General features: G+C 39.9%; 21 protein-coding genes. 9 read left to right on the plus strand and 12 right to left on the minus strand.

The genetic code is table 11. The features are described 5' to 3' along the window. Positions 1-32 precede the first annotated feature (32 nt). The 6 genes from CLV42_RS28930 to CLV42_RS28955 form a co-directional block, all read right to left on the minus strand. Positions 33-875: a nuclear transport factor 2 family protein gene (locus CLV42_RS28930; RefSeq protein WP_170117694.1), complete on the minus strand. Its 843-nt coding sequence runs from the start codon at positions 873-875 to the stop codon at positions 33-35. A gap of 96 nt (positions 876-971) precedes the next feature. Beyond that, positions 972-1,841 carry a helix-turn-helix domain-containing protein gene (locus tag CLV42_RS28935; RefSeq protein WP_106605543.1) on the minus strand — a complete coding sequence of 290 codons (870 nt, stop codon included), beginning with the start codon at positions 1,839-1,841 and terminating at the stop codon, positions 972-974. Positions 1,842-2,081: 240 nt separating this feature from the next. Next, entirely contained in the window at positions 2,082-2,621 is a 540-nt protein-coding gene (locus CLV42_RS28940; protein WP_106605433.1) for a hypothetical protein, read from the minus strand. A 435-nt stretch (positions 2,622-3,056) separates the two neighbouring features. Then, positions 3,057-3,608, minus strand: coding sequence for a nuclear transport factor 2 family protein (locus CLV42_RS28945; RefSeq protein WP_146154516.1), 552 nt, complete (start codon positions 3,606-3,608; stop codon positions 3,057-3,059). A gap of 185 nt (positions 3,609-3,793) precedes the next feature. Beyond that, the gene (locus tag CLV42_RS28950) at positions 3,794-4,384 is read right to left on the minus strand and encodes a Crp/Fnr family transcriptional regulator (RefSeq protein WP_106605435.1); all 591 of its coding nucleotides are present in this window, start codon (positions 4,382-4,384) and stop codon (positions 3,794-3,796) included. A 54-nt stretch (positions 4,385-4,438) separates the two neighbouring features. After that, on the minus strand, positions 4,439-5,038 hold the full coding sequence (locus CLV42_RS28955; protein WP_106605436.1) for a hypothetical protein: 600 nt from the start codon (positions 5,036-5,038) through the stop codon (positions 4,439-4,441). 48 nt (positions 5,039-5,086) lie between these two features. Between CLV42_RS28955 and CLV42_RS28960 the strand changes: the two genes are divergently transcribed. Both CLV42_RS28960 and CLV42_RS28970 read left to right on the plus strand, forming a co-directional pair. Further along, positions 5,087-5,665 (plus strand): Crp/Fnr family transcriptional regulator, encoded by a 579-nt coding sequence (locus tag CLV42_RS28960; protein WP_106605437.1) that lies wholly within the window; start codon positions 5,087-5,089, stop codon positions 5,663-5,665. Between the two features lie 398 nt (positions 5,666-6,063). Further along, positions 6,064-6,573 (plus strand): VOC family protein, encoded by a 510-nt coding sequence (locus tag CLV42_RS28970; protein WP_106605438.1) that lies wholly within the window; start codon positions 6,064-6,066, stop codon positions 6,571-6,573. Positions 6,574-6,927: 354 nt separating this feature from the next. Here the strand turns inward: CLV42_RS28970 and CLV42_RS28975 are convergent, their stop codons facing one another. Together CLV42_RS28975 and CLV42_RS28980 are read right to left on the minus strand one after the other, a co-directional pair. Then, positions 6,928-7,446, minus strand: a complete 519-nt coding sequence (locus tag CLV42_RS28975) for a helix-turn-helix domain-containing protein (protein WP_245901762.1) — start codon at positions 7,444-7,446, stop codon at positions 6,928-6,930. Positions 7,447-7,591: 145 nt separating this feature from the next. Further along, entirely contained in the window at positions 7,592-9,232 is a 1,641-nt protein-coding gene (locus CLV42_RS28980) for a Na+/H+ antiporter (protein ID WP_106605440.1), read from the minus strand. 196 nt (positions 9,233-9,428) lie between these two features. On the opposite strand from CLV42_RS28980, the gene CLV42_RS28985 reads away from it, so the two are divergent. Both CLV42_RS28985 and CLV42_RS28990 read left to right on the plus strand, forming a co-directional pair. Further along, positions 9,429-9,728, plus strand: coding sequence for a hypothetical protein (locus CLV42_RS28985; RefSeq protein WP_106605441.1), 300 nt, complete (start codon positions 9,429-9,431; stop codon positions 9,726-9,728). A gap of 59 nt (positions 9,729-9,787) precedes the next feature. Beyond that, a complete protein-coding gene (locus CLV42_RS28990) occupies positions 9,788-10,183 on the plus strand; it encodes a hypothetical protein (RefSeq protein ID WP_106605442.1) in 396 nt (131 codons plus the stop codon). 1,151 nt (positions 10,184-11,334) lie between these two features. On the opposite strand, the gene CLV42_RS34045 is transcribed toward CLV42_RS28990, so the two are convergent. The 4 genes from CLV42_RS34045 to CLV42_RS29020 form a co-directional block, all read right to left on the minus strand. Beyond that, positions 11,335-11,493 (minus strand): hypothetical protein, encoded by a 159-nt coding sequence (locus CLV42_RS34045; protein ID WP_170117695.1) that lies wholly within the window; start codon positions 11,491-11,493, stop codon positions 11,335-11,337. Positions 11,494-12,480: 987 nt separating this feature from the next. Beyond that, entirely contained in the window at positions 12,481-13,482 is a 1,002-nt protein-coding gene (locus CLV42_RS29010) for an NADP-dependent oxidoreductase (RefSeq protein ID WP_106605446.1), read from the minus strand. Positions 13,483-13,569: 87 nt separating this feature from the next. Next, positions 13,570-14,337, minus strand: a complete 768-nt coding sequence (locus CLV42_RS29015) for an SDR family oxidoreductase (RefSeq protein ID WP_106605447.1) — start codon at positions 14,335-14,337, stop codon at positions 13,570-13,572. 74 nt (positions 14,338-14,411) lie between these two features. Further along, complete coding sequence (locus CLV42_RS29020) at positions 14,412-15,137, minus strand: SDR family oxidoreductase (protein ID WP_106605448.1); 726 nt, start codon at positions 15,135-15,137, stop codon at positions 14,412-14,414. A gap of 104 nt (positions 15,138-15,241) precedes the next feature. On the opposite strand from CLV42_RS29020, the gene CLV42_RS29025 reads away from it, so the two are divergent. The 5 genes from CLV42_RS29025 to CLV42_RS29045 all read left to right on the plus strand — a co-directional run bounded on the left by CLV42_RS29025 (position 15,242) and on the right by CLV42_RS29045 (position 18,468). Beyond that, positions 15,242-15,655: a winged helix-turn-helix transcriptional regulator gene (locus CLV42_RS29025; protein WP_106605449.1), complete on the plus strand. Its 414-nt coding sequence runs from the start codon at positions 15,242-15,244 to the stop codon at positions 15,653-15,655. 306 nt (positions 15,656-15,961) lie between these two features. Further along, positions 15,962-16,759: an SDR family oxidoreductase gene (locus tag CLV42_RS29030; protein ID WP_106605450.1), complete on the plus strand. Its 798-nt coding sequence runs from the start codon at positions 15,962-15,964 to the stop codon at positions 16,757-16,759. 42 nt (positions 16,760-16,801) lie between these two features. Continuing rightward, positions 16,802-17,206: a YybH family protein gene (locus tag CLV42_RS29035; protein ID WP_106605451.1), complete on the plus strand. Its 405-nt coding sequence runs from the start codon at positions 16,802-16,804 to the stop codon at positions 17,204-17,206. Positions 17,207-17,211: 5 nt separating this feature from the next. Continuing rightward, positions 17,212-17,508: a putative quinol monooxygenase gene (locus CLV42_RS29040; protein WP_106605452.1), complete on the plus strand. Its 297-nt coding sequence runs from the start codon at positions 17,212-17,214 to the stop codon at positions 17,506-17,508. Positions 17,509-17,571: 63 nt separating this feature from the next. Beyond that, a complete protein-coding gene (locus CLV42_RS29045) occupies positions 17,572-18,468 on the plus strand; it encodes a helix-turn-helix domain-containing protein (RefSeq protein WP_106605453.1) in 897 nt (298 codons plus the stop codon). Positions 18,469-18,556 lie beyond the last annotated feature (88 nt).

An 18,556-nucleotide genomic window follows, 5' to 3' on the forward strand; every position in this document is an offset into this window, starting at 1 on the left:
TCTCCTATTGAACGCTTACCGCTGTGATCCCATTAGAATTTACCATTTTCGTTCTTCCAGGTTTCTCTGGCCGGAATTTCTTCAATAGTATCCCAATGTTCTGCGATCTTTCCATTTTCCACCCGGAAAAGGTCATAGAAAGAACTATGCTTTCCACCGAGATGGCCTTCGCTTACAACGAGCACGAAGTTGCCTTCACCGAGTACCATATGGATTTTATCATACTTCATGGTAATGCCTTGTTTTGCCATGGCTTCCAGGGCCTTTCCAAGACCGGATAGCTGATCGGGGATCATTGGGTTGTGCTGAATGTAATTATCGCCGTCGAAGTAAGCTGCGAGCTTCTCCATCCTGCCATTTACCAGGATGTCTTCTACAAACTGACGAACGAGTTTCTTATTGGTTTCCGTCTTGTCAATATCTTTTGTTTCCGTTGGACCATCAGTCATGGTATGACCGCTTGGATTAGGTTGAGCAGTCTCCTGGAGATTGTCCCAATGCTCAACAATTTTGCCGTCTTCAAAACGGAAGATGTCGAAACCAATCTTGGGTCCAAAGAAATTGTAGTCAGTATGCGCAAAAACGTAATTGCCATCCTGGAATACGCGAACGGTATTGACCTTAGCTGAACCTTTGGGCAATTGCTGCAGTAATGCACCGAAACCGGCGAGACCATCAGCAACGGCCAGATTATGTTGTTTATACTGTTTTGCATTAATTGAAGCTACGGGTTCAGCCGCGCCTGTTTCTATGGCTTTGAGTAGTGCCACTACTTCTTTCTTCTGCATAAGTTGTCTTTTAGATTCAATTTTAGACTGAGCGGATAAGAGCGTAACAGAGGCCATGACAGCCACCGCAGTAAAGATCTTTTTCATTGTTTGTGATTGTTCTGTTTAACAATGCAAAGATCCTTCGCAAATACCCCATCTAAAAGGTTAGAATCCTCCAAAAGATGATACTTTTGCGCCCTTCTATTTTGTAAACTGTTCCCGGAATTCTATGGGGGTTTTGCTACTATGCTTACGAAAATACTTTATAAAATTGGTAGGCTCGTCAAAGCCAAGGCTATAGCCAATTTCCTTCACACTAAGCCATGTGTGGGCCAACAGGCGTTTCCCTTCCAACATGACCCGCTCATCAATAATTTCCTTTGGGGTCTTGCCAAGTACCTTATTAGTTGCGGCGCTTAACCTCTTTTCTGTAACATTGAGCAATCCCGCATAATGACTAACCTGTCGGACAGATTTGTAATGAGACTCCAGTTCGTCCCGGAAGAGTAAGGTATAATCAAGGTCTGCACTCTTCTTTATCTCCCGAAAACCTCCTTGTCTGTACATCCGTTCGGAAACCTGCAATAGAATATGCAGGTAATTAAGCAGGATGCCTGGTTGAAAACGATCCGGATCAGGTGCGAATTCACCTTTAATGGACTCAAATATCCGTGGAATTGTAAGATCGCCCGCTGTAAGTTGAAGTTGGGCCGTTTCCAGCAGGTCATTAAAAAGAATGGTGCTTTTAAGAAAAGTGAAGGCTTCTGAATGCCGTGCGACAAACTCCTCCGTGAACAAAAGCACTTTCCCTTTTGCTTTTACGCTACTAAATTGCTGTACAATTCCTTTCTTCAAAAATAGCAGGGAGTTGGAATGGACACGAATAGGTTCAAAGTCAATCATCAGATTGGTGCTCTTGTCCTGATACCAAATGATATGATAAAAAGACGTTCTGTGAGGTGAGGTAAGTTTATCACCATGCTGTTCGTACAATAAACTTAGGTCTATCAATTCGAATTCCAAAGGAAGATTCTTCCTGAAGCTATACTGTGTAATTAATGAACGATCCATGTAAAAAATGTAAATGATGCTGGCGATAACACAATCTTGAACAGCCAAGATGAATAAGACCGCCAATTTATAATTTTCCTGGATCAATTGAAAACCTTGGGGCAAGGCTACGCCTACCCACTTTTAATGGAGAAACAAAACCTATCAAAATAATTCGCGCAGGCGCACAAATGGGAGAATATTTCAGCTATGCAGGAAAAACCCGCCAGAAACAAGCCATTCGTAAACGTGAAGATGTTTTTACGTAAGCAGTAATTCCTTCACCGTTTGCCTCTCTGGCAGACTTACCACATCCACGATGACTTTACCGCCTGCGGGCAGCGCAGTTGCTTTATAATGCCAATCTACTCCATTCCAGCCCAGAATAGCCCGTCCGCGCTCCTTAACAACACCGTCAGCGTCTACTACCGTTACCTCCACTTCTGCTACACGGAACTCATTTTTGGCAGTCACCACAACTTCCTCTTCTTCTAATCTGATACTTTGGATTTCAGGACTGCGGTAGGCATCTTTCACGGCTATATTATAGGCATTTTGTCCTGGCCCTGCCAGCGATGCATAGTAGGCTTTTACCTCCGGATCGGCCAGCGCCCGCTGTGCACGTGCCGAAGCGATGCTCATCTTGAGCCTTGCTTCTAACTGCTTTTGTGTAGGCTTTTTCTTTGAAGGGCCGCGTTTCGTCGCCATAATAATCTGCCCATTCCGTTCGTAGATCGTGAGTTGTTTGCCGAGGGTACCTCGTACAAGTTTCAGGAGGATATTGTCTTTAACAATGGCCATAAAAAAGGTTTTTTGAGGTTATAAGTTACAAGTTTACTGTTTCGTTACATCTAATATACAGATAACTTACTAAATAGACACTAAAATAGTATTTAAAGGTCACTTCAATATCGAATTGATATATAAATGCCCTTTTTGTATCCTTTTAATACCCTTTTTGTGTCCTTTTAGTAAGTTTACAACAAGCCATAAGTAGTATATCAATACCGAACAAAGGACGTAACCATACCAGGGGGCTTATCATTTTAGTGTCTGGGGTTTCCGAATTATTAAAGCCATTTCGGTTCAGGATTGCGATGCGGCCGTTCTTCTCCATCCGCGTCCTGCCATTTACTTGCACTATAGTATGACCAAGGAATGATAACGGAGAAAAAGCCCCTTCAAATCCAGGGACTTAAAGGGGCTCATAAATTGCCGACTATGGAATGACATTCATCAAAGTCTGGCTTTTCCAGAAACCTCAAAAGAGTCTTCCAGCAAATGATAGCGGGTAAGCAGGCCGTTTTCGACAACGATATCGATACTGAACTCCGACTTCATTACTTTGTTATTTTTTTTCATGCGGGATTCAAGATAACCCAGGATGACTACTCTATTATCTTTGCTTAATATATCTGTGAACTCCAGCTTTTCCGGCTTGATGTTTTCCCTCAGGAGTTTGAAATGCTCTGTGATCGCTGCACGTCCTACCCTTTTACCGATCCAGGGTACGTTCCTTGTATCGCCGGGAATGAACAGTTCCGCTTTTTCATCGAAACTCTTGGCAAGTTCTTCAGGGGATGCACCTGATTTGAATTTTTCAAAAAATGCAGTCACAATCTTTAAGGCTGTTGAGTCCTGAACAACAATTTGTGCAGCCGCGTCGGAAAGTGTATTGTTTGAGTGGTGATTTCCTGCTTTACCGGTTAGGTTAGCAGCTTTTACATGGTTACTTAAAGAAGCTATTGCCATTAAAGCTAATCCTGACATCAAAACTATTCTTTTCATTTTTAACGTTTATGTTTATGTCAAAATTAGATCGCCCATCTGTAAGCAGAAATGACATTTGATAAAAACAAAATGTGATAATTGTCAATATAGTTAGTATTGAGATCTACGGTAGGAACATCCAATTAGATGGGCATGTATAAACACGATTACATACATCAGTTAGCTTTCTCTGATAACGGTTATCAGCTTGTAGTGTTTCTTTGGGCTGCCTGTTTTCTAATACGGCTGAGTGTTTCCCTTGTGATGCCCAAAAACGAGGCAATCATGTACAAGGGTATACGATTATAGAGTGTAGGGTATTTGTTCACAAAGTTATCATATCGGGTTTCCGCTGGTTCGCTGATGTTGCTGAAAATCCTGTTCTGATGTGCTTCAAAGTTTCTTGCAGTCAGTTTATCGATCATTCGATGAAAGTTGGGAATAGTCGCAATAAGTTGATCCCATGTTTCCCTGGAAAACCAGATCAACTCACTATTCTCAAGGGCTTCGATGTAACAATTACTAGGCTCCCCAGACATGAAACTGGTAAAATCAGATATCCACCAGTTCTCTATAGCAAATTTCATGGTGTATTCCTGCCCATCCTCGCCTTTGCGAAGCAAACGGAAACTTCCTTTTGTAACAAAGCCAATAAAGTTACTCACCTTACCTTCTTCAAGCAGGTAGTTATTTTTTCGAACTTTTTTTGAAACCGAGACTTGCCTGATAAGTTCCAGTTCACTTTCCGTGAGTGCCCCCTTTTCAACAAGGTATTTAGCAAAAAAATCAAACATGTCGGACGGCTTTTGGCAAATTTATTCAAAAGATTAAACCGGAACAAGCCAGTGTTACTTATTATACAGTGGCATATTGTTCAGGTCAATACAAAAATCGGTGATCCAATTACCTGCTACATCCACATACAGTATGTTAGGTTTATTCTCTTTATCGATAGTACCATCCGCTATCCATTCCATTACTTTAGGAACGAGATATCTATTGCCAATCAGGGAAAGATCGATAATGCTTTTGTGGTGCTTTATCACATTGGTCAGCAATAAAGCCCCATCTGCTAATGGATTTGCTTCTTCAGACTGAACTTCATTACAGATCATGGCCGCTTCACTACCGGTTTCGGTCAGTTGCCAGTCCAGCCGGATAAGGTCATTATCTTTTACATCGCCTTGAAGCCCTTTAAAGAATGCCTGCTGCGCTACTAAAAGCCCGTCAAGATCATTAGTAGCGGCATATTCCCTACGATAATTGATAAAAGCCTTCGAACTGCTGACCATTGTGCCGGAGTCTATTTTTAATCCGGGATAGGAGTAATTCTTAAATAATACAATAGCTTTTCCAGCGAAATCTTCCAATTTTGTGTCTTCGAGCTTTCCACCCTGCCTGTAATAAATGGCTACTGTTTTCTTACATACATAATCTTTAAGCGGCAACAGTATATACCTGGTTCTTTAATCTTTACTTACTTTTATAAAAAAAACGTGTACGATATTTTCCAGCAATACCTTGACAGCAGAATCGTATTGACCGATGACGAAAAAGAATTGATACGCTCCGTTTCAATTCTGAAAAAATTACGCAAAAAACAATACTTACTGCAAGAGGGGGATGTGTGGAAATATGAAGCCTTCATTACCCAAGGTTGCATGCGTATGTATGCGGTAGATGATAAAGGCATCGAACATATTATTTATTTCGGCATAGAAAACTGGTGGATCGGCGACCGGGAAAGCCTGCTAAACCAGACGCCGTCACGGTTGAATATAGATGCGATCGAAGACTGTGAAGTGGTATTATTTACCGGCCCGAACTTTGAAATGATCTGTTCTAAAATTCCGGCTTTCAGGGATATGGTCCATGCGATTATCTCGAAGAGTTTTAACGTTAAGCAAAACCGTATTTTATCCAGCATTAGCAAATCCGCTGAAGAAAAATACCAGGATTTTATCCAAAAGTATGCTGACTTCGCCAGGCGTATTCCGCAGGCTATGATAGCTTCCTACCTGGGCATTAAACCTGAAACACTTAGCCGCATCAGAAAAGGTATAACAAAAAAATGATTATTTCCAGTTCATCACTGGTGTCTTTAAGGAAACGCTACAATAGCTCCTTTAGCAGCATACATAAGTCAATTCTGTATTCCCCCGCTTGACATAGATCAATTTATTTCTTGCGTTACCTCATTCACCACGTTTCATGATTGTAACAATTTTGTGTCATCACAATAACAAAAAATTGCAAGCATTGTCAAAGACAATTTTTATCACCAGTACCGGTTTGGGTAAGCTTACTACCATTTCATTAGCCAATGCCAGCCATACCGTAATTGTCGGGATGCGTAATATATATGGAAACAATGCAGGGATGTATTGATAGCAGGGCTGTTAACATATCACTCCTGGCGGGAATCTTTTTTTGGCCAATTGACTTAATTTATAAACTTATAACATAATAAAAAATGAAAACAACAAATAATCTTCCAAATGCAGCTAAGGGGTTGGCCAGCCTTACCCTTTACGACGTCGCTTTCACTGTGACTGACCTTGAAGCATCTATTGACTGGTATAGTAATATCCTGAACTTTAAACTTGTCTCTAAGACCGAGTTTTCGATTGACATTGGCTCGGCAAAAGTTGCTATAATTGAAGGAGCCGGTGTGTTTTTAGAGCTTCTACAGTTTCCTGTACAACAAAGAATTGACGCGCTTTTTGCACCAGCGCCGGAGCACCTGATTCCAATTGGTAACAAAGCTATTGTATTTCAGGTAGATGATTTAGCTTTGGCAACGAAAACGTTAGAAGATAAAGGCGTACAGTTCATATGGAAAAACCTATACCTGGCTGGCGACAGCATGCTTTCGACAATGATAACAGATATTGATGGCAACAAAATAAATATTTTCCAGGCAGACACGACTATTCCAAGATTATTTCATGGCCCCCTGGCAGACCAGGACAAACAACTATAGCTTCAGGAATGGACGTGGCTATTACAAATTGCTTCATCATATTCAACACCAATTCCTGCATGATTAGGATGTTTTCAGGTACAGTGTAGCCATGAGTAAATCAGGAACGCTGACATCAGTAGGGTGGCTTAATTCGCGGAATATCCTTCCTTGATAGAGCTCAATTTACCTGAAACGCAGGTTTGTATTAATGGTCAGTTTGAAAGCATTGTGCTGCAGTCATTTTCGGGGGAAATACATGAACCGTAGTTCTATTGTGCCAAACAATATATTCCAGTATATGCACAACAATAAGGAATCAATGCAAAACAGAAAGCAATGCAAAAGCAAACAATATTTTCTCCCCTAAACATATTATAGATCGTCCAACATGGAGCGTCGTTTGTGCTTGAGCTGTTTGAAATGCGAAGGAGTAAGGCCTGTTACTTTCTTAAACTGAGCCGAAAGATGCGCTACACTGCTGTAATGCATCCTATAAGCGATTTCCGTAAGATTCAATTCATCATATACGAGTAATTCCTTTACCCGTTCAATTTTGTGAGCGATCAAGAATTGCTCAATTGTAGTGCCCTGTACTTCTGAAAAAAGATTGGCAAGATAGGTGTAATCGTAGCTTAATTTCTGGCTTAGAAATTCGGAAAAATTTATAGCCAATGGTTCCTCTGAATAATGCACCAATTCAATAATAACATTCTTTATCTTATGTATTAATACACTCTTTTTGTCGTCCATTAATTCAAGGCCCCATTTTAACAGCGCTGTCCTGATCTGATCATGCTGCCTGGCTGAAATATTCTCCAAAATTTCTGCTTCCCCTAATTCCACTGTAATATAATGCAATCCCAATTTTGTCAACTCCTCTTTCACTACCATCTTGCAGCGGATACAAACCATATTTTTAATGTATAGTTTCAAACAAGTTTATATATTAAATTAACATGAGCATACAAATGCCTGTATGAGAAGGAATATGGTAGCAGGATATTACTGTCCTTACTTAAATATACGTAAAAACTTCCTATTGGTCTTCTTTGGGAAGCAATTGATTTAATTTCAGCTCATCTATATCCATATCCCTTTCTACCTGTTTGATTGCATTATCGCTGAACCGCCCGTCTTTATGGAGTTGCAGCAGCAATTTCCGTTGAAACCGGCTAATCTCTATCTGGGCTTTTTGCATAGCAGTAAGCATTCTTACAGGAAGCTGTTCTTCCTCTTTTTCATTTCGGGTATGAGTACTTATTTCTTTGACTAATTTTACGGCTATCAGTTCGTATTTCTTTATTAATTCGATTCTGATTCGTTCTTCCGGCAGTGGGTAAAATTCATAGTCAATAAAATGTAGTGTGCTGTTCACTACATACAATTGAAGTTCTTTTTCTTCTTTATCCTCATTGATCGAAGGTTTTACGTTAAGAAGCCTGATCAACAGGGGAAGGGAAAATCCCTGCACCACCAGCGTTACAAAGATCACAACAAAGCAAACAAATATGATCAGGTGTCTTTGCGGAAAAGCATTCCCGTTATAAAGCGTAAGCGGCAAGGCAAGAGCCGAAGCCATAGAGATCACCCCTCTTGTTCCTGTCCAGGCAACAATTAAAACATTTTTCCAATCGCCATACTGGTCGTCATCTAGCAACGCATCTTGGTGTCTCTTTTTACGCCGGTTAAAAAATCTGAATGAATAAGCTCCTGCGAAAACCCATATCATACGTACCAAAATTGTAATCAAACTAATAATTAATCCGTATCCTATCAGCGAAGACAGTTTGTAATTTGTTAATTGCTTTAGAATGACAGGCAATTGCAGGCCAATGAGAATAAAAATAAACCCGTTCAACAAAAACAGCAAGGTTTCCCAAATTACCTTTGTACGCATCCTTGTTTGATAAGAAAATATTTCCTGTGAACGCCATGAGAGAAGTAGGCCTGTGCTTACAACAGCCAGTATGCCAGACGTATGCACCTGTTCTGCAGCCAAATACGATATAAAAGGTGTTAACAGGGTAAGACTGGATTCAACAATGGAGTAGTTGTTAATTTTTTTATGTATGACTATTAACACATACCCAACCAGCAAGCCAATAAGTATTCCACCGCCGGTTACTAATAAAAACTGCAAACCGGCTTGCCAGAACAGAAAACTCCCTGTAATAGCCGCTGCCAGCGCAAACCGGTAGGCAATTAAGGCTGAGGAATCGTTAACAAGGCTTTCGCCTTCCAGGATGCTGATAACATGTTTGTTCAAACCAAGCCCCTTGATGATGCCGGAGGCTGCCGCTGCATCAGGCGGTGAAATGATGGCGCCCATCAAAAAAGCCAGGGGCCAGGTAAACATTGGAATAAAATAATGGGCTGTAACAGCTATAGCGACTGTAGTAAAAAAAACCAGGCTAATGCCCAATGCCGATATGGGTCTTATATTGGATTTAAAATCATGCCACGAGGTGCGGAAAGCTGCATCATACAGCAAGGGTGGTAAAAAAACAAGAAAAACAACATTCGGATCCATTACCAGACCGGGTAACACAGGTACGAAGCCAATGATCAGCCCCACCAGTACCAGAAATACAGGATTAGGTAGTTTTAGTTTATCAATAACAGTCGATAAACTGATTAAAATAGCCAATATAAAAATAATGATCTTAAAGTTCTGCATTCTCCACCTGTATTCCGTTTTACGTTCTTGTAAGTTACGCTTATTAATCCGGATGCCTGCAAATGTGTGAATGATGTAACTTAATTATCTAATTGTGTAACAGCTATTTGGGCTAATTGATTCATTTTTGCATCATGTTGTAATGCGGAATAGTAATAGTAAATTAATTAAGAAACCATTGCAACACATTAAAATCATGAAAAAGTTTATAGGAATTTCAATCCTGGCCATTCTGTTGGGATTTTCTTCAGCCAATGCACAGGATACAACTAAAAAAGTAACCACAAAAGTCAAAGAAGGTGTGGTGAAAGCTGGCAATAAAACTGCCGAACTCGCTTCAAAAGGCAAGAATGCTATTACCGACAAAATTTATAAGGACAAGGAAGGCCCGAATGGAGAAACCATTTATATTAACAAGCATTCAAAGTATTATTGGATCGATAAGAAAGGACATAAAGTGCCTATTAGCAAGAATAAATTAAGAAGCAAACAATAGTTGATATTCTGATCGGTGGAGACCGGCCCACTCCATTACCTACTTTTAAAACATAAATAATGGTACTAATTGAGGAATTCAGAATTGGCAATTATCTTTTGGTAGATAATAAACTTCGCAGAGTATGGTGCATAGAAAATCGAGAAAGAAATACAGAAGATAAAGTTATAGGCTTTGAAAACGACGATAATGATTGTGAATTTGAAATTGCAAAATCTGAAAGGTTTGAACGGGTAAAAATAAATGACCAGATCTTGTTGAACCTGGGATTCAGTTTTCATACCTATTTTAAATTATGGCAACGCAAAAGGCCCGAAAGAACCTATTCTATTGAGCTGGATGCTGACTACTTTCCTTTAGACTTTTCGCATCAACCTATTGTAAAGAATATGTTATATCTACATCAGTTGCAGAATCTCTTCTTTATTATTCAGGGTGAAGAATTGAGCTTTTAATAATAGTTCTATTCAGCGCCCCCGCCCGCATCTCCTGACGAAACAGGTAAGCCGTCTTGAATTGAGTATTGGGGCGGTTTTCTTCCACCAGCAGTAAACAGTAAACTGCCAGAATAGTCATAAAACACTTACTCAAAATTTATTTAATAATTTATCCATCAGTGGTTATGTCAATCACACTTTATTTATATTTATGTCAAACAATTCAATTAGCACCATTATTAAGGACAACGAGAAGTTTAGTCCTGAAAACTATCCGAAAGCGTTTCATGAGCTTTCCATTTTAAATCAAGGGGTAGCACACGTCGCCATTTATTTCAAAGTTGAGATCGTTATCTCTTACTTAAAGGACCATTCTCTAAAAACGGATTGGGTTGAAGCCAATCCGGCACTCGCGCGATTAATTACTTCGGGTTTTTTCAAAACTTCACATTTGGAATCATTATTTGAATCGTGCCGAAACAATAAAGTTTTTCTTTATGATTTGGAAGAATACGTGACCAGGCTACTTTTGATCCAAAGGAATTAATTTTTAGTGTGGCGAAATCTCATTCGTTTCCACAAAAACGGCATAGGATTTGGGAATTATTTTTCCTCCATACAGGTACGCATATACTTTTATAAATGTTGTTCCGAAGTATATAGTGACGCTCGAATAATAAATCCACAGCAAAAGAACAACCAGACATCCTGCAGCACCATAGATAGAAGTCACATTAAAATGACCAGGAAAATAACCTATAGCAGCTTTGCCAAGAATAAAAAGATGGATGTAAATATAGCTACTTTTATTGCATCCTTCCATTTCACGTTTCCGTCCGGCAGGTATTTAAGCATGAATGTAAACAACGCTGCCACAATAGCGATAATAAAAATCCGGTTGATTGCGTATACTATGTAAATGCCGGCACCTGCTAAGAATTCAAGATAATTACCAAAAATATCAATCAGCAAGTTGATTATTCATGATAAAACAAGTGTGAAACCAATGAGGGCCATTTTGGGTGTCATTCATGAAGTGAAGGCCCAAAGCAGGCACAAAAGAGAAAAGCCTTGAAATCCTTTATCACTAAAGAATTTCAGAGCTTTTAAAGCTGTTGGGACGACTAGTAAATACTGAAAACACCCCGCAAGTGCCCCAAGCAACATTTTCAGCACACACGACAGCTACCCAGCATCGTGTGAATAGGATCACAAGGGTTATCCGGGTCCGCGCTTATTCTCCTGCCCACCGTTCCCTTAACGTTTTTGTTTAAGCTGGCAATCTTGATCTTGCCCAGGTGTAATTTCTGTACTGCTTTCTTTTTCATGAGAAATGGGTTAAAGGGTTAAGAAAATTAATAGCCAATATAAAAAAAATCGTGGACATTTGTTCTCCTGTAAACAAGGGATATTGGGAAATCAGCAGCTCGTTCGGGTTTGGTAATACTCAAAAATAAACTATTTCTGAAATCAGATATAATAAGGAAACACAAAAGGCCGCCTCATTACTAACCATGAAAATTAATCGGGTACCCATAAATTCAAATAAGGCTCTATTTGGGGATGTCAAAAAAAGTTTTCGGAAGTTTCAGCGTCATTCTCACTATCCTTAGCATATTATGCTTAGGAGATTCGTTCCGAAAATGTCATATAAGCCTATTTTAAGCGGCTTTAAGCGTCTCCAAGGGTTCGAATGAATATTATAAGATCAAAGAATTTATAGGGCTTAAATGCGTAAGAATCGACAGTCAATCCTCAAAGTTCGATCAGGATAGATTCCATTTAAAATCACCTCCAAAAACCTTACTGAAAATGAGGAAGATGCACCTCATTCCTGAAACGCTCAAATCCCATTCGACAGATCAAAGATTACATCAAGTAGCTTCTAAACCGCTGAGCCTTTTATTTGGCCTGAACTTAAAGAATTAAAAGGATTTGCTGAGAGAAGAAATGCTGATCCAAAGATCAGCGCGTACAGCTTGATCCGAAACAGCCCATCAGTTTTCATAGCATTCCCACTCGCGGTTTTGTCCGCTGGTACTTCTTCCTGTAGTACGTCCCAATGTTCCGCAAGTTTCCCGTCTTTTACGCTGAAAATATCCACAGCAAATATAGCTTTTCCCAAACCAATTGGAAAATCTTCCGTGCACCGTTACTATCTGGCCGTTCTCTGCAAGGGTTGTCGGCTCATATTTAAAATCGGGAGGTAAAGTGGGTATTACCTGTTTTAGTCCTGCGGTTCCATTTGGCATTACAGGATTGTGTTGAATGTAGTCACTGCTGAATTATTTATTGTAAGTATTTCTGAAAGATGTTTATCTAACCTGCACCACCACTTTCCCTCTGGCTCTGCCACTGTTCACGTAATCCAGTGCCTCATTCATTTCTCCAAAGTGGTAAACCTTATCCACTACCGGTTTCAAAACATTAGCCTCTACCAATTTTGTAATTTCTGCCAATTCTCTGCCATTGGCTTTCATAAATAAAAAAGAATAGCGCACTCCTAATTTTTCTGCCTGTCTGCGTGCTTTTTTGCTAATGAAACCTAAGATCAATCTCAACAGCCAAGGCAGGCCCATTTCCTCAGCAAAAGCAGGGTCTGGCGGGCCTGAAATGGAAACCACTTTACCACCCGATTTTAGAATACGAAGAGATTTTTCCAAACTTTTCACATCCTGACTGTTGAGAACAAGATCGTAATCTTGTAATATATTCTCAAAATCCTGAGTTTTATAATCGATCACCACATCGGCTCCAAGATTCTTCACCAAATCAAAATTGCCTTTGCTGGCCGTGGTTGCAACGGTAGCACCCAGATGTTTCGCTAACTGAATGGCAATACTTCCTACGCCGCCGGAACCTGCCTGAATAAATACTTTCTGCCCTTTTCTCAAATGTCCTTTTTCCATAAAAGCCTGCCAAACTGTTAGTGATACCAAGGGCAGAGAAGCCGCTTCATCCATCGAAATATTTTTCGGCTTGAGAGCTACATCTTTTTCATCAACCGAAATAAATTCGGCAAAACCGCCAATGTGGTAATCGGCAGGTCGGCTGTACACTTCATCGCCAACTTTAAAACGCGTTACGTTAGTGCCAATCTCAACCACGACGCCTGCCACATCGTGACCTAAAATCAGCGGCATCCTGTATTTCAGCATCATTTTAAACTCGCCACTTTTAATTTTGGCGTCGAGTTGATTGATACCAGCTGCGTGAATTTCTATTAAAATTTCGTTGGCTTTTACGGTAGGTTTAGGCAGTTCGCTCAGCTTCAAAGGTGCTGTTTTGCTGTAGCGTTCGATGGTGTATGCTTTCATTATGTTTAATTTTTTATTGAATGATAAGGTTGTTTTTGGATAGACTAGTCTATGCAAAAAAGCTTCTCTCAAGATGATGTCATCTCATTAGGAAAGCAATAATTTTTCTACCTTCTTTTTATTCACCAATCTGTAGGCTAGCCTTGGAAATAATCTGTTGATGTGGTAAACCGCATTGCTGTCGCCAATACGGATGATTGGGGCACCTTTTTTTACCCCTTTAATCAAACCTTTCACCAATTCCTGCGGACTGATTTTTTTGTCATCTCTATCCGCCACCATATCGGTATCAACTAAAGGGGGCAACAGTTCGAAAACTTTCACTTTACTCTTGAGGATTTGCAGATGTTTGCGCAGTGAAACAGTGTAAAATGCCAAGGCTACCTTTGATGAAGAGTAAGTCGCTTCAATTGCTGACGGAATGATGCTCAGAATCGATGTCGTATGAATAATCGCCGCTTCCGGTCTATTTTTCAGCATATCCATAAACAGATTATTCAGCCTGATGACACCCAAATAATTCACCTCCATTTCATACGCCGCACCTTCCAGATGTTTTTTGTTCGGAATGCCTAAATTAATTGGAGGAACTCCCACGCCAGCATTGTGGTACAAAATATCGATGCCACCCAATTCTGTTATTTTTTTGAAAAGTGCCTCTGCATCTGTCTCGTTCGCCGCATCACTTTGGATAGCTGTAATTGCCGGATAATGTTTTGACACTTCGTCCAATTTAGCTTTATTTCTTCCGGTGATGATGACTTTGGCTCCGGCTTCCGAAAACTGTTTGGCCGCTTCCAGACCGATACCAGATGCACCGCCGGTGATGAGGATGGTTTTATTTTGAATATTCATTTTGATCGATTAAATAATTGTCATATAAAAAATAGATAAGAAAGTCCCTTGCTGAATTTTCTTACTCAAATTTTTTATTGCGCCAGCTTCGCCATTGCTTCACCAATTGCCGCAGCATATTTCTTCACTTCTCCCACCGGAATGTCAAACTGGTCTTTCTCCAACCCCCAAAACAGTTCATCTGCCACTTCTGAAGCCGGGATACCGTTGGCACCGCCGACTTCAGCCGAAAATTCGGTGTTCACAGTGGGTGGATAAACTTCGTAAATCTGAATGTTTTTCTGCTCTTCATAAGTGTAACGCAAAGCCACGGTGTAACTATGCAAAGCTGCTTTGGTGGCACAGTAAGTTGGCAGGAATTTATGACTACCATAGACCGCTAGCGAAGAAATATTCACTACCGCTGCAGCTTTTTTTTGTAGCAAATGTGGTATCATCAATTCTGTAAAGTGGATGATGGCAATATAATTTACATTCATTTCAATTTTTGCCTTTTCGTGGGCGTTGGTCGTTTCGCTTAGCAAATAACCAAAGGCTGCACCGGCATTGTTGATGATGATGTTCAAATCGGGATGGTTGTTTTTTAAGTCTTCTGCAATCCGGATTCTATCTTCCTCCAATGCAAAATCACCCTGAATACCAATTGCTCCCGGCAATTCTTTTAAAGCATTTTGTAAGCGCGCTTCGTTTCGACCGTTGATGATGATTGTATTGCCCTCGGCAATTAATTTCTTAGCGATAGCTAAGCCAATTCCGGCACTTCCGCCGGTGATGAATACTGTATTTCCTGTTGTTTGCATTTGTATATCTCTTGAAAATGGCTTAAATTCGCTTTCAAATCGCAAGTGCAAAGTTATTAAATTACTTTCAAATTGAAAGTGGTTTTTTAAATTTTTTTTTTGATATGAAAGAAAATAAGAAGCGGTCCGACTGTCCGGTGAGCCAGTCGTTGGATATTTGGGGAGACAAATGGTCGTTGCTGATCGTAAGAGATTTAATGTTTGCCGGACAGTGTACTTATGGTGATTTTCAAAGATCGGATGAAAAAATAGCCAGTAATATTTTGGCATCACGGCTTCAAACGTTGGAAGAAAGCGGTATTATCAGCAAAGAACCTCACCCTGAAAGTAAAGCGAAAGTTTTGTATAAATTAACCGAAAAAGGTATCGACCTCTTGCCACTGATGATTGAAATCAATTTGTGGGCGGATAAGTATTGCAATATTTCTCCTGAACGGAAGGCACTCATCAAGGAGGTAAAGAAAGACAAGGAGGCTTATATCAAAACGTTTTCTAAGAAGTTGAAAAACCGGGTGTAAGTTGAAAAATGATAAGCTCTTTTCCAGTTTGTTTTATGAAAGGTTTGGCAAACTGTTTTGTTTTGCTTGAGAGATAGCAGCGGAAAGTCCACAGCGAGGAACAAGCGAGGACCTGCAGCGGATAGCCCGACCCCGGCGGAGGAAACGTGTTTTTGATAATGAAGCTTCTTTCGCCGTGGGCGCGCCCAAATAATAAATCTTCAATTAAACCTTCCGTCATTTCGTATCATATAAATCCACTTTTGTATAACATCCAAGCATTGTGCGCCAACTAACTTTGTATCATTAATTAAAAAAAATAAGATAATGAGCAAAACAGTTTTAATCACAGGCACCTCTTCAGGATTTGGATTGATGTTGGCCAACCACCTGCATCGCAAAGGTTTTACAGTAATAGGAACCAGTCGTGAACCGGAAAAATATGTCGGTAAATTCCCTTTTCGATTGGTGAAATTGGATATTGATGATGATACATCCATCAAGGCATTTGGCGAGCAGATAGCTAAAGAAGTGAAGCAGTTGGATGTACTGGTAAACAACGCCGGTTTTATGTTGACGGGATTAGCAGAAGAAACGCCAATGGACGTGGCGAGACAACAGTTTGAAACCAATTTTTGGGGAACAGTGAAAGTAACCAATGCCATCTTGCCGATTTTCAGAAAACAAAAATCCGGGCAGATTATTACTGTCAGTTCTATTGTTGGCTTGATTGGACCTCCAAATCTATCCTTTTATTCGGCTTCAAAACATGCTGTAGAAGGCTATTTCAAGGCATTGAGATATGAGCTGAATTCCTTTAACATCAAGGTAAGTGTAATAGAACCGGTTTGGTTTAAAACCAATTTGGGCAAGCACGCTGTGGCTTCTAAAGGTAATGCCATAGCCGATTACAATAACTTAAGAACCAAAGCAGATGCTGCTACACAAAAAGGCTTGGACGAAGCCGACAGTCCGGAAGCAGTTGTAAATTCCATTTCAAAATTAATTGGTAAAAAAGATCCTCAATTGAGAAATCCTGTGGGAAAAATGAGTGGAATGATTGTTTTTCTTCAAAATTTTGCCCCGAAAATGCTGGAAAGTTCAATGCTCAAAGCCTTGAAATAAGTAATACCTCACATTAAAACGTCAACCATTAGTATTTAAACAATGGACCACTTCGATATCAGTCAGGTTCAGGAAATCATTGAGCAAAACCATCTGGCTTACGACGAAAACTTCGCCAAAGGCGATGCCACTGAATTTGCAAAACATTACACCCGCGATGCTTGTATTTTCCCGACCCATTACCCTAAAATGTGCGGTACAGATGCAATAAATGCCTTCTTTAAAGGAGCTTTTCAACTGGGCATCAGAAACATTAAATTAACTTGCCACGAGGTGATGGGCGGACCGGAAATTGTAACCGAAACAGGAAAAGTAGAGCTGTTTATGGAGGATAATATCTGCGTATTTAAAGGGAAATTTGTCCTCATCTGGAAACAGGAAAACGTACAATGGAAAATGCACCGCGACATCTGGAACATCGACACACCTGCTGAAACAAAACATTAATTATTATGGAAAACAAAAAAATAGTTACGCTTACAGAATTGCTGATAAAGCCGGAATATATACCGGAAGTTTTGCTATCGGCAATCAAGACTAAAGACCTTATTCTGCTGGAGCAAGGTACCGAAACATTTGTGCTTTCCCGTAAAAGAGACGAACCAAATACCCTCGTCATTTTTGCAGTATACCAATCCCAGGAATTGTATCAATGGCACTTGGAACAGCCTTATGTGATAGACTTTTTTGCTTTTTTAAACGGCAAATGGACAGCTCCGCCAAAATCGACTGCTTTAGAGTTGTTTTAAATTTTAGTATAAAAATGCTGTAGTTTGCAGCATTTTTATACTATTAAACAAGTATAAAAAATAATGAAACACTATAAAACCATCACCGAACTTTACACGGCAAACGGATTTCCGCCACCGGAAAACCCGATGCTGGGCCTGGTCACTTTTGATGATATCAGAGGTTGTGAGTTTGTAGAGAAAGAGTTCACGCTCGGCTTTTACAAAATAGCTTTGAAGAAAGTAAAATCCGGAACGGTGATGTATGGTAAGACGAAGTACGATAGCGAAAGTGGCTCGATGTTCTTTCTAAAACCCAATCAGATTATTCTGATGAATGATATTGAATTGACGGAAAAGGGTTTTATGATTTATGTACACGAAGATTTTTTAACCAGTCACAGTCTGCACAGCACTATCAAAAAGTATGGATTTTTTGATTATGAAACTAATGAGGCCTTGCATCTTTCGCCTACAGAGGAGGAAAATTTTTGGGATATTTTCAACAAAATCAGGAAAGAATATTATAACAATCAGGACGAATACAGCCGTGAAATTATCCTGGCACATATCGATGCGATTTTGAGGTATTCTCAGCGTTATTACAAACGTCAGTTTCTCAACCGTACAGTAATTTCAGGCACTACAGTTTCAAAATTCACGAAACAACTGCAAGAGTATTTCGAAAGCGGAAAACTGCAGAAAAATGGTTTGCCAACGGTAAAATATCTTGCTGACGAACTTGCAATGTCGACGCGCTATTTAAGTGATCTTTTAAAGCAGGAAACCGGCAAAACAGCTTTGGAACATATCCACATTGCGTTGATTGCAGAAGCTAAAAATCTGCTGATGAATTCAGAAAAAACAGTAGCAGAAACCGCCTACGAACTAGGGTTTGAAAATCCGCCGTACTTTTCGAGGCTTTTTAAAAAAGAAGTGGGTGTAACGCCAACGCAGTACCGGGAGCAGTTTTTGACTTGAGCAAATAGGCTGATAATAGTTATATGTTACATTTAGGCAATGAACTTGCTTAAATTTGGAATAACGCATATGCCAATAAAGATCCACC

The organism is Chitinophaga ginsengisoli, from assembly GCF_003014595.1.
Classification (GTDB): domain Bacteria; phylum Bacteroidota; class Bacteroidia; order Chitinophagales; family Chitinophagaceae; genus Chitinophaga; species Chitinophaga ginsengisoli.